Annotated in this window: 10 protein-coding genes and 1 pseudogene; 6 read left to right on the forward strand and 5 right to left on the reverse strand. The window is 37.6% G+C overall.

Features of this window, described 5'->3' with window-relative positions:
- The 3 genes and pseudogenes from VNJ50_RS00805 to VNJ50_RS00815 form a co-directional block, all read right to left on the reverse strand.
- A pseudogene (locus VNJ50_RS00805) lies at positions 1–258 on the reverse strand (hypothetical protein); the annotation flags it as partial.
- Between the two features lie 24 nt (positions 259–282).
- Positions 283–1,149 (reverse strand): DUF58 domain-containing protein, encoded by an 867-nt coding sequence (locus VNJ50_RS00810; protein ID WP_325578113.1) that lies wholly within the window; start codon positions 1,147–1,149, stop codon positions 283–285.
- Between the two features lie 108 nt (positions 1,150–1,257).
- The gene (locus VNJ50_RS00815; RefSeq protein ID WP_414652846.1) at positions 1,258–2,256 is read right to left on the reverse strand and encodes an AAA family ATPase; all 999 of its coding nucleotides are present in this window, start codon (positions 2,254–2,256) and stop codon (positions 1,258–1,260) included.
- A 391-nt stretch (positions 2,257–2,647) separates the two neighbouring features.
- On the opposite strand from VNJ50_RS00815, the gene VNJ50_RS00820 reads away from it, so the two are divergent.
- From VNJ50_RS00820 to VNJ50_RS00830, 3 genes are all read left to right on the forward strand, one after another.
- Positions 2,648–3,400 carry an SDR family NAD(P)-dependent oxidoreductase gene (locus VNJ50_RS00820; RefSeq protein WP_325578115.1) on the forward strand — a complete coding sequence of 251 codons (753 nt, stop codon included), beginning with the start codon at positions 2,648–2,650 and terminating at the stop codon, positions 3,398–3,400.
- Positions 3,401–3,538: 138 nt separating this feature from the next.
- A complete protein-coding gene (locus tag VNJ50_RS00825; protein WP_325578117.1) occupies positions 3,539–3,928 on the forward strand; it encodes a four helix bundle protein in 390 nt (129 codons plus the stop codon).
- A 161-nt stretch (positions 3,929–4,089) separates the two neighbouring features.
- Complete coding sequence (locus VNJ50_RS00830) at positions 4,090–5,223, forward strand: ATP-binding protein (protein WP_325578119.1); 1,134 nt, start codon at positions 4,090–4,092, stop codon at positions 5,221–5,223.
- 500 nt (positions 5,224–5,723) lie between these two features.
- Here VNJ50_RS00830 and fbp read toward each other — a convergent pair whose 3' ends face one another.
- Positions 5,724–6,749, reverse strand: a complete 1,026-nt coding sequence (gene fbp / locus VNJ50_RS00835) for a class 1 fructose-bisphosphatase (protein WP_325578131.1) — start codon at positions 6,747–6,749, stop codon at positions 5,724–5,726.
- Positions 6,750–6,871: 122 nt separating this feature from the next.
- Here fbp and VNJ50_RS00840 point away from each other — a divergent pair, with 122 nt between their 5' ends.
- The 3 genes from VNJ50_RS00840 (at position 6,872) to VNJ50_RS00850 (ending at position 10,540) form a co-directional block, all read left to right on the forward strand.
- Positions 6,872–7,366, forward strand: a complete 495-nt coding sequence (locus VNJ50_RS00840; protein WP_325578121.1) for a GNAT family N-acetyltransferase — start codon at positions 6,872–6,874, stop codon at positions 7,364–7,366.
- Positions 7,353–8,603 carry an aspartate kinase gene (locus VNJ50_RS00845; protein WP_325578123.1) on the forward strand — a complete coding sequence of 417 codons (1,251 nt, stop codon included), beginning with the start codon at positions 7,353–7,355 and terminating at the stop codon, positions 8,601–8,603. Before VNJ50_RS00840 ends, VNJ50_RS00845 begins: the two co-directional genes overlap by 14 nt.
- An 89-nt stretch (positions 8,604–8,692) precedes the next feature.
- Positions 8,693–10,540 (forward strand): lysophospholipid acyltransferase family protein, encoded by a 1,848-nt coding sequence (locus tag VNJ50_RS00850; RefSeq protein WP_325578125.1) that lies wholly within the window; start codon positions 8,693–8,695, stop codon positions 10,538–10,540.
- A 377-nt stretch (positions 10,541–10,917) separates the two neighbouring features.
- Here VNJ50_RS00850 and VNJ50_RS00855 read toward each other — a convergent pair.
- Positions 10,918–12,418: CHAT domain-containing protein (locus VNJ50_RS00855; protein WP_325578127.1), on the reverse strand; the 1,501-nt coding region annotated here is incomplete at its 5' end.

Below are 12,418 nucleotides of genomic sequence, written 5' to 3' on the forward strand. Positions count from 1 at the left end.
AATTTTGTAAGATTCTATCATTTCCAAAGGCATAAAAGTTTGGCCTTCGGGAAAGATGATCAAATTGGTCGAGTCGGTTTCAACTTCAATCTTATAGGTAATCTGTTCTCCAATTTTGATTTTTGTAGAATCAATGGACGATTTGACCTGAGCGAAAGAGATAACAGAAAATAAAAAAAAGAGGATGGACAAAACAACGGACGACGGCTGACCGACATCGGCTAAGTTTTTGTCAAAACCTAAATTGAAATGCTTCATTATTAATTTTAAATTCTTCATTGATTAAGCTCTGTGTTTAAAGTAGCCCAATAGTTTTGTGACATAGCTTTCATCCAAACGGCAATCGATGGTACCCGCGCCAGATTTTGTAAAGGAGTCTTTGTAATAGTTAACACGCTCATTATAATATTTGCTATAATCGGTTCTTATCTTTTTAGAAGCGGTATTGACCAACATATATTCGTTGGTTTCTTCATCGCGCATTTGTACAATGCCCAAATTTGGAATACTTTCTTCGTGTTTGTCATACACGCGTATGCCCGTAAGGTCATGTTTATTGGCAACAATCTTAAGTGTTTGTTGGTAATCATGCGCTATAAAATCAGAAAGCATAAAAACAATAGCGCGTTTTTTCATCACGCCCGATAAAAATTTCAGGGCATTTGTAATGTCGGTCTTTTTGCTTTTTGGTTTAAATTCGAGCAATTCACGAATGATGCGCAACACATGAAACCGACCTTTTTTTGGCGGAATGTATAATTCGACGCCATCTGTAAAAAGGATCAATCCAATTTTGTCATTGTTTTGTGTAGCCGAAAATGCCAAGGTTGCGGCAATTTCCGTAATGACTTCGTTTTTAAATTGCTCATCGGTACCAAACCATTCCGAACCCGAAACATCCACCATCAACATCATGGTCAGTTCGCGTTCTTCTTCAAATATTTTGATGTGCGGTTCGTTGTATCGTGCGGTAACGTTCCAATCAATATTACGGACATCATCGCCATATTGATATTGGCGCACTTCACTAAAAGTCATACCACGCCCTTTGAAGGTAGAATGGTATTCGCCTCCAAAAATATGATTGGACAAACGCCGTGTCTTAATCTCTATTTTGCGTACTTTTTTTAAAAGCTCTTTTGTATCCATTTTTGTTGAAACTGCAATTTGCAGGCGTAATAATCAGTTGGTTTTTAATGTATTCGGAATTTAGCGCAAAAGCAAACTGCTCACTGCGACAGAATACTGTGCACTGATTTACGGTACTTCAATTTCGTTAACGATTTTATTGATGATATCAACAGAAGTGATGTTTTCGGCTTCAGCTTCATAAGTAATTCCAATTCTGTGGCGCAACACATCATGTACAACGGCGCGGACATCTTCAGGAATCACATAGCCACGACGTTTGATAAAGGCATAACATTTGGCTGCAACAGATAGGTTGATACTACCACGTGGCGAAGCACCAAAGGCGATCAAAGGTTTTAAATCGGCAAGTTTGTATTTTTCCGGATAACGTGTGGCAAAGATGATATCAAGAATGTATTTTTCTATTTTCTCATCCATATAAACTTCACGAACCGTTTGCTGCGCTCTTAAAATCTGATCTGTAGAAACCACGGCATTTACTTTTTCATAAGTGCCCTTTAGATTGGCGCGTATAATTAATTGTTCTTCTTCCAGTTTTGGATAATCGATAACCGTTTTCAACATAAAACGGTCCACTTGAGCTTCTGGCAATGGGTAAGTTCCTTCTTGCTCAATTGGGTTTTGTGTGGCCATGACCAAAAACGGTTTGTCCAGTCTATAGGTTTCATCGCCAATGGTCACTTGTTTTTCCTGCATCGCTTCCAGTAAAGCCGATTGTACTTTGGCAGGTGCTCTGTTGATCTCATCCGCAAGTACGAAATTGGCGAAAATTGGTCCTTTTTTAATAGTAAAGTCATTGACCTTCATGTTATAGATCAAAGTTCCAACCACATCGGCAGGCAATAAATCGGGTGTAAATTGTATTCTGCTAAAACTGGCATCAATAGCTTGGGAAAGCGTGTTAATGGCCAAAGTTTTTGCTAATCCCGGAACACCTTCCAATAGAATATGACCTTGTCCCAACAATCCAATCAGTAAGCGCTCTACCATATATTTTTGGCCAACGATTACTTTATTCATTTCAAAAGTAAGCAAATCGACAAAGGCGCTTTCTCTTTCAATTTTTTCATTAATGCTTTTGATATCAACTGTTTCTTGCATCATAATTAGGAATTATTATAGACTTAAATAAGGGTCTGATTTTTTGTGTAGTGCAAATTGTTAAAATTTTTACTGGTTTGCTGTTAACGATTGGTTAAAAATTGAGGCGTATCAGTATAAGTGCTACACATTTAATACTATTTTAAGGAATCAAAATAAAGGATCTGGAGTCTTGTTTTTAAACAGCAACACCCGAATCCAAAAATAGACTATTTTTTGAAGTAGCAAATATAATGGTGCTATAATCGTATAAATTGGGATTATATTTTATGTGTTTTAAGTATTTTTATCCATCCATTGAAGTAGGTTTTAAAATTACGTCAGATCTACTTGATGGAATAAACATCAAATTAAAAGTAATAGATTCGAAGTGACTTAGAAATAGAAAACAAATATGAAAAAAACAGCATTAATAACAGGAGCCACAAGTGGCATTGGGCGTGCTACAGCACACGAGTTTGCAAAACATGGTATAAATTTAATTTTGTGTGGTCGGCGTCAAGAGCGTTTGGATACGATTAAAAACGCATTGGAAAAATCGACCGATGTTCATGTTCTAAATTTTGATGTCCGTGATAAAGACGCTACTTTTAATGCCATCCAATCGCTTACGGAACAGTTTAAGACCATTGATATTTTGATTAACAATGCTGGAAATGCCCACGGATTGGATCCCATCCAAACCGGAAATGTTGAGGATTGGGACGCCATGATGGACATTAACGTTAAAGGTTTGTTGTATGTCAGCAAAGCGATTATTCCGCAAATGACCGAGCGACAATCTGGGCATATTATTAATATTGGATCTTCGGCCGGAAAAGAAGTTTATCCTAAAGGGAATGTGTATTGTGCCAGTAAACATGCGGTGTTGGCAATTACTGAAGGGATGCGCATTGATCTGAATCCTTATGGAATTAAAGTCAGTGGTATAAATCCGGGATTGGTAGAAACGGAATTTTCTCAGGTACGCTTTAAAGGGGATGCCAATGCAAATGATGTCTATAAGGGATATAAAGCCTTACAGCCCGAAGATATTGCAGAGATTATTTATTTTGCGGTTTCTAGACCGGCACATGTGAATATTGCTGATTTGTTGGTGTTTCCAACAGCGCAGGCGTCATCGACGATTGTGAAAAAGGGGAATTGATATTATTTATTTTCTATTATTTATTTTTATTGTGGCGCACTTTAGTTGATTTGGAGGTTTATAGGGAAGAGATACTTTTGTCTATGATTTTGATGAAGAGGTATTTGTATTATTTGTTTACTATTATTTATTTTTATTATGGCACACTTTAGTTCATTTGAAGATTTAGAGGTTTACAAGGAAGCAACACTCTTTTGTGATGACATTTGGGATATTATGTGCAATACAACGCTTCAACAAGATTTTAAATTGAAAAATCAGATTAATGGATCTTCAGGATCAATAATGGATAATATTGCTGAAGGTTTCGGAAGAGGTGGAAACAAGGAGTTTATTATGTTTTTAGGAATTTCAAGAGGTTCTTGTAGTGAATCAAAAGCTCAGCTGTTGCGTGCTTATAGAAGACAGCATATTTCCGAAGAAACTTATCATACTCTAAATAATAAAGCTCAAAATCTGATAGATCAGCTTTCGAAATTCATTAATTATCTCAAGAAATCAGATCGCAGAGGTTCTAAATTTGATTAAACATGAAAGCACATTATTGAATAATCCTTATATCAGTAATCATGAAAATAAATAATAAAAATAAGGAATAGTCATTGTGATCAATTATAATTAAGAATAGAAATAAACAATAGTTTATGCCTTCTAGAATAAAAAATAGAAATAATCAATAAACAATTGCAATGATCAACAAACGGCTTCTCATAAAAAACCTATTGGCTCACAACGATGAGAACAGTTTCTATGATAAGAAACGGCAAATTGATATTGGCGAAAAGGAAGGGAAAGCAAAATTTTTAAAACACATTTGTGCGCTTTCAAATAGCAATCCAAAAAACAATTCGTTTATCGTTATTGGTGTTGAAGATGAGGATAATGCTATTGTAGGGGTTGATTTTTTTGATGACAGTAAAATTCAAAATCTGATTAATGCCTATTTGACCAATCCGCCTATTGTGCAATATGAAAATATTCCATTCCCACATTTGCCAGATGATAAAGTGGTGGGATTGGTCACCATCCGACCTATTGATGGATTGACCTCCTTAAAAAAGAACATCTGGAAATATTATGGTGGTTCGGTCTTTTTTAGGGATGGCAGTATCAGTATGCCTAAGAATTTTGATGTTGAGATTAAAGATGTCAATTCAAAAATTGTTGAAGCTATTGAGAACCATTCCCAAAACAACATCCAGCACACGCTAGATGGTGTTTTCGATTTTTTAAACAAACGGAAAGATTATCATCCCCAATATTTGATTTTCAAAGAATATTTTGTGCTCTGTTGGGCAGGACAGAAAAAAACTTATAAGGATGAAGTTTTTTATAGTCGGGTTGATATTGAGTTGATTAATGAGCAAGTGCGACTATTTTTTTCAGCCTTTGATGAAGTGTCCATTAATTATGATGACGACTCTTTTAACATTGTGGAGTACGTTAGTTTAGGATTACAAAACAATAATAAGTTTTATCCTTTAGAAGAAACCCGCATTACGTTTAATAATAACGCCACTTATAATTTAGAAACAAAATTACTTTTTGAAGCGCCTCAATTTGATAAAAAAGTGTTGCATCACATCTATAATTCCAACAATACAATTTTAGAAAAACTCAAAAAGGGCGTGGCACTCAGTGCCAATGAAACACATGATTTGAACAATTTGCCGGCCACTTATCTCATTTGTTATCTCAACTTATTCCATGATGCTGTTGATAAACTTAATGAGGCCAAACCATTTTTAAAAGCGTATAGCCAAGAGTTATATGGCAAGTATAAGGAAGCCTTGCGTATTTTAAGAAAAGTAAAATACAGTTAGAATAGTTGGTGAATGCATTTTGTCGAGTTTTTTGAACACTCACTTCCGTTTATACTGATTTTTTTGCGCATTGAAGTTTTTAGTTTTGGATTTAGAAAAACTTTTCGATATTTACAGTGCTATTAATCAATTACATATATTCCTGCTTCTCCCGATAATAAGTCGGCATTGAAGCAGGATTTTTTTTGATGTATTCTGTCGAGGTTTTTTAAAATGTACAGAAAAATGATGATTTTATCAGCCTTATGCATTTCATCGAATATTTTGTAGGCTTCTGTTCATTCGTACCGATTTTTTTACCAATGATAGTTTTTAATTCAATGGATCAAAAAAGAGTTGCATTTTTACAGTGCTATTAATCATTACAGATAAAAATCCTGCTTCTCCCGATATTTAATTGGCATTGAAGCAGGATTTTTAGTTTTTAGATAATTTTCTGTAAGATTTTTATAAAGAATAAATTAGTTATAAAGGTTATGACTTAATAAGATTGTTCTTGTCTATTTCTTCACATTCTCCGCCTGCGCTTTATGCATAAACTCCTCACATTTTTCCACCATGTTTTTACTGCCGCAAATAAAAGGAACGCGTTCATGAAGTTCAGTAGGTTGGATGTCTAAAATGCGCTGAAAACCATCACTGGCTTTTCCGTTGGCTTGCTCGGCCAAAAATGCCATCGGATTACATTCATAAAGCAAGCGCAATTTTCCGTTGGAATTTAATGAGCTTTTTGGGTAAATATAAATACCGCCTTTAATCATATTTCGATGGAAATCTGAAACCAACGAGCCAATATATCTGGACGTATAAGGGCGATCGCCTTCTTCCATTTGACAATATTTGATATAGTTTTTCACACCTTGCGGGAAATGGATGTAATTCCCTTCGTTGACAGAATAAATACGACCATCTTCAGGAAACTGCATGTTGGGGTGCGACAGATAAAAAGTGCCAATGGCAGGATTCAACGTAAAACCATTAACTCCAGCACCCGTGGTATAAACCAGCATGGTTGAGGTGCCGTAAACCACATATCCGGCAGCAACTTGCTGATGGCCCGGTTGTAAAAAATCCTGAAGTGTTACTGGCGTTCCAATCGGCGTAACACGTCGGTAAATAGAAAAAATTGTACCTACAGAAACATTTACATCAATGTTTGATGAGCCATCTAAGGGATCAATTAAAACCACATATTTATTTTGATATTTTTCGTCTTGGCTGTTAATGGCAATAAAATCATCTTCTTCCTCGCTGGCAATGCCGCATACAATATTACGGTTGGTCAAGGTCTGTATAAATTTTTCGTTGGCATAGACATCTAGTTTTTGCTGATCTTCGCCCTGAACATTGACATCACCAACCGAACCGATAATGTCTACCAGACCAGCTTTGTTAACTTCGTAATTAACGACTTTGGCAGCTAATCGGATCGAATTAATAAGACTGGAAAGTTCACCGGATGAATATTTAAAAGCAGCTTGGTTTTCAATAATGAATTCACCTAAAGTTTGATGTTTTCGAAACATGAAGTATTTTGGATTTGTTTCTGCAAATATCGTTTTTTTAAATGAACTACAACGTTTTCGTGAATCTTTAATGTTTCTAATTTTTAGAGTTTGCATTATATTTGACTTCAATTTTTGAAATAATGACGTTTAAAATAAGAAAGGCAACATCTACAGATATGCCTCAAGTACTTGATTTAATCACTGAATTGGCTGTTTTTGAAAACGAACCTGATGCGGTCGAAATTACAGTTTCAGACTTAGAAAACGATGGCTTTGGAGAGCATCCCGTTTTTCAGTGTTTTGTAGCCGAAGTCAATGGGCGTGTGGAAGGGATTGCCTTGGTTTATGGTCGCTATTCTACTTGGAAAGGAAAGATTTTGCATTTGGAAGATTTGATCGTCAGTCAAAAAATGCGTGGCAGCGGACTGGGAACAGCACTACTCGATCAAGTGGTGCGTTATGGCAATGATTTAGGGGTAAAACGAATTTCGTGGGAAGTGTTGGACTGGAATGAACCCGCCATTGAATTTTATGAAAAGAAAGGTGCCGATGTTAAACGCGATTGGGATGTGGTGCATTTAACCGAAACTGGTATAAAAAATTACTTAACCAAATTGGACAATGCACGTATTTAAGTTTGGTGGCGCTTCAGTTAAAGATGCTACGGGCGTCCGTAATTTGGAATTGATTTTAAGAAAAACTGGTTTTGATAAGCATTTGATTGTTGTTTCTGCAATGGGGAAAACTACCAATGCACTCGAAACCGTTATTAGCAATTACTTTCTTAATAAAACCCAATTACAAAGTTCGCTTCAAGACGTCAAGAAATATCACAATGCTATTTTATTAAATCTTTTTGATGACGTATCGCATCCGGTTTTTAAAAGAACATCGGCATTGTTTGATGAACTGAATAGTTTTTTTGACCGAAATAAATCGCCCGACTATAATTTTGTTTACGATCAGGTCATCGGGTATGGCGAGTTGGTATCGACCGTCATCGTTAGCGAGTACCTAAATTACGTGGGTATCAAAAACAATTGGTTGGATGTGCGCGATTGTATTAAAACCGATAATTTTTACCGACGTGCCAATGTGGACTGGGAAGCAACGCAAGCCGCCATCCATACTCAATGCAATACTTCAATCTTAAATATTACCCAAGGTTTTCTCGGCAGTGATGCCAATAATTTTACCACTACTTTGGGCAGGGAAGGGAGCGATTATACCGCGGCCATTTTTGCTTATTGTTTAAATGCCCAAGCCGTGAGCATTTGGAAAGATGTGCCTGGCGTGTTGAATGCCGATCCACGTTATTTTGACAACGCGCAATTGCTCCATAAAATCTCCTATCGCGAAGCTATTGAATTGGCTTTTTATGGTGCTTCGGTCATTCACCCAAAAACCTTGCAGCCCTTACAGCAAAAAGAGATCCCATTATATGTAAAATCCTTTAACCATCCTGATGAACCAGGAACAAGTGTTTCAAAAGGTATGGGCATCGAACCACTGATTCCGTGCTATATTGTTAAGAAAAACCAAGTGTTGATTGCTTTGTCTTCATTGGATTTTTCATATATCGTTGAAGACAATATCAGCGAAATTTTTAGCCTTCTCCACGTTTATAAAATGAAGGTGAATGTCATTCAAAATTCGGCTATTAGTTTTTCGGTTTGTGTAGAAAACAACTATAATAACCTGCCCGAATTATTGCAACATCTAAAGGCTAAATTTAAGGTAGAATGCCATGAGGAAGTTTCGCTTTATACGATTCGACATTACGATCAGGAGGCCATAGCCCAGTTAGAACTTGGCAAAGTGATACTGTTGAAGCAGTTAACCCAAGAAACCATGCAAATGGTTGCAAAATAGCAATTTTGAGTACTTTGAAGTACTTAAAAATGTTGTTTTGAAGACCGGCACAACACTATTTTATTAAAAAAAATGATTAGGTTTGTACAATGACCAAACAGCCAGAAACAGGATTAGTAAATGCTAAAGAAGTCGCCAAAGCCATCCATTTAGATAAGTATGGGTTTTTGGGAACGTTTGTTGGTTGGACACTGATGAAAGTGTTGAAAATCTCCACATTAAACACCATTTACAATAGAAATAAACATTTGTCCAATGTTGAATTTTTGGATGCCATCTTAGACGATTTTCAAATCCGATTCGAAATTCCAGAAGATGATTTAAAGCGCTTGCCTAAAGATGGTGCTTATATCACGGTATCTAACCATCCGCTTGGTGGCATTGATGGTATTCTTTTGCTTAAATTGATGTTGGAGCAGCGCGATGATTTCAAAATTATTGGCAATTTTCTATTGCATCGCATTGATCCAATGAAACCTTTCATAATGGCAGTCAATCCGTTTGAAGATCGGAAAGATGTAAAATCCAGTATTGCAGGGTTTAAAGCGGCCATTACGCATTTGCGCAACGGTCATCCTTTGGGGATATTTCCGGCTGGCGAAGTGTCAACCTATAAAGATGGCAAGCTCATTATTGACCGACCTTGGGAAGAAGCCGCCATGAAACTGGTCCAAAAAGCTGAAGTGCCCGTAGTGCCAATTTATTTTCATGCCAAGAACAGCAAACTTTTTTATAAACTTTCTAAAATCAGTGATACGTTCAGGACGGCCAAATTGCCTTCTGAATTGCTGACACAAAAAAGACGTATTATTAAGGTCCGGATTGGACGGCCAATTTCTGTAGCCGATCAAAAAGAATACACCTCATTACAAGAGTTTTCAGAGTTTTTAAGAAAGAAAACCTATATGTTGGCCAATTCTTTTGATCCAAAAGGAAATATTTTAAGCAATATTTCTTCGACTTTGAAAGTGCCAAAAGCTATTAAAAATATTGTTACGCCGGTTAGTGTAGACGAGATGAAGGCCGAGGTTGATTATTTGCGCGAAAATGATGGTCGACTTTTACAAAGCAAAAACTACGAAGTTTTTCTTACCGATTCCAAAAGCATACCAAGTATTTTGCGCGAAATAGGACGTCTGCGCGAAATTACCTTTCGGGAAGTAGGCGAAGGGACCAATCAATCTATTGATTTAGATCCGTTTGACAATTATTACCACCACATGTTTTTGTGGGATAATGACACCAATAAATTAGCGGGAGCATACCGCATGGGCTTGGGTTCAAGGATATTTGCAGCGTATGGGATTGACGGGTTTTATCTTCAGGATCTGTTCCGTTTTGAGCCCGAACTGTATAAAATGATGAGCGAATCCATTGAAATGGGTCGTGCCTTTATCATTAAAGAATACCAACTTAAACCCATGCCTTTGTTTTTGCTTTGGAAAGGTATTGTGCACACCACGTTACGTTATCCGGAACACAAATACCTCATTGGCGGTGTGACCATTAGCGATAAGTTTACCAATTTTTCAAAATCGTTGATGATTGAGTTTATGAAATCCAATTATTACGATCCGTATATTGCGCAATATGTGCATCCCAAAAAGGAGTTTAAAGTCAAATTAAAGGATGCCGATAAGGATTTTGTTTTTGATGAAACCGAAGCCGATTTGGTCAAGTTTGATAAAATTATTGACGAGCTGGAACCTGGCACCTTGCGCATACCGGTATTGATCAAAAAGTATATCAAACAGAATGCTAAGGTGGTGGCCTTTAATGTCGATCCGCTGTTTAACAATGCCGTAGATGGTCTTATGTACATCAGGATAGCTGACTTGCCTGAAAGCACCGTCAAACCTGTCATGGAAGAATTCCAAGCAGAAATGGAACGTAAATTTGCGGAAAACGGGGAAAATGGAGATGTTCCGGTGGTTTAATTATTAAAAACCAGCACTGTCCGAGAAAAGAAACAAGATGCTTCGACGAACTCAGCAACCGCCACTGCTATAAGAACCAAGAGCCGAGACAAAAGAACAAAGAAAGCTCAAAAAAAATAGAAGATAGAAAATAGACTATAGATTATAGACTTTTTAAGACATAAAATACGAAACTCCGAAGAGTCAACATTAGAAGAGTCAACATTATTATACAGCCCTAAATAATAGAAACAAATAATAATCGGCTTTGTTCTGAAGTAAATTGAAAAGGAAGGTCCTTTTTAAGGAACTTCCCGAAAGTCTTTATTGGTCTGGCTTTTACCGGATCATTAAATTTTAATCGGACAACAACGATTAAAAGCCTCTTTTAAAGCAATTTAAATAAAAAAGTCATTTTGGGAACTTTTTTTTGATCGTATTTTCCTACGGATCAGCCACCAGCCTCCAAGAAGCAACACCGATACAAGAAGAATGCCCAAATATTGGAAGGAAACCCAAGGGGTACGGAGATCTACCGGTGCCATATCGCCCATAATAACCAATCCCGCCCAATAAACGGGCGATAGCATACGACCTTCCACATTTTGAAGATAGGTGAGTTTTGCCTGTTGCAAGGCCTCGTCTTTGGGTAGGCCTTTTTTCAAATTGGCATAAAAATACTCGGTAATCATCACGGAGGCCTGTTCGTCCAATTTCCACAATCCGGTCATGATGCTCTTGCTGCCCGCATAGCTAAAGGCATGTGCCATAGATATCATGCCTTCGCCCTCCTTAAAACCTGATCTGCCCGATTCACAGGCCGTTAGGACCGACAGATCGGATAACAGGTCATAATTATAGATATCGTGTAGATAGACCGAATTGTCCGCATAGGGATCGGTCTTATCCTTAGCAAAGATCAATCGTGAGTATTCCGGATAGTCGTCGTTCGTTTCGGCGTGGGTGCCGATATGGATAATTCGATTGTAAGCCGATGCCTCCCGAAATGCCCTTAAGGTCGTGCGACCATCTGAAAATACAGTACCTCCAAACAGTATTCTCGCCTTATTTACCATTTTGACCGTAAAAGGGAGAGGTAGCAATGAGAGATACGCCCTATCCAGGTTCAGCGAATCATTTTTTGCCACTTCCAGATATTCCTGCTTTGTCTTTTCGGAGAAATCGGGAGTAAACGCTACAAAATTCCCTGTCATTTCCGCCTCGTTCCCTTTCTGGGATAGGGCCAGTAAACTATAATGGTAGGATATAGTATGGATATTCAAGAGACATTTTTGGACCAGTTCTGTATAGGTTCGAGTTACCACCGGGGCAAGCATTTCAAAGCTCAGGTTGTACAGAATGCCGTCTGGGATAATAACGACCTTTTTAGTCGCAACCTTATTTTCAATTGGCTTCCAGAGCATTTTATAAAGCTCATGAGCCGTATTGGCAGTCCGATGCGCATCATCGTATCCTTGTTTCCCCAACAGATTTATCCGTTCGGTCAGCCCCTCAGTTTCTAAAAGGACCAGTTCCTGATTTTCTTTGCCCATGACAAAGGCGTAAAGTCCATCGCCGGAAAATATATATCTTACTAGTGTTATATCTTCGGAAATCAGGTCACGTAGCCTATCGATATCGAGCACCTTTTCCGCATAGCGCATCCGATAATAATGTGGATATTGTTTTTCTAGTCCCTTCAAGAACAATTGCCAAGCAGCTAGCGACTTGCCATAATCCGTGGTTATTTGTGCTCTGCCCTGATCTTGATGTAACGCCCGTTGCATCTCGTCCTTTCGCTGATTTTCCTCATCCAGAACGGCCTGTGGTACATCCATAAACTGCAGACTCTTCTGATAGGCCATGCGCGAGCGCATACGGCTATATAAATTCTTCTCG

It is taken from the genome of Gelidibacter sp., from assembly GCF_035577925.1.
In the GTDB taxonomy this organism is placed as follows: domain Bacteria; phylum Bacteroidota; class Bacteroidia; order Flavobacteriales; family Flavobacteriaceae; genus Gelidibacter.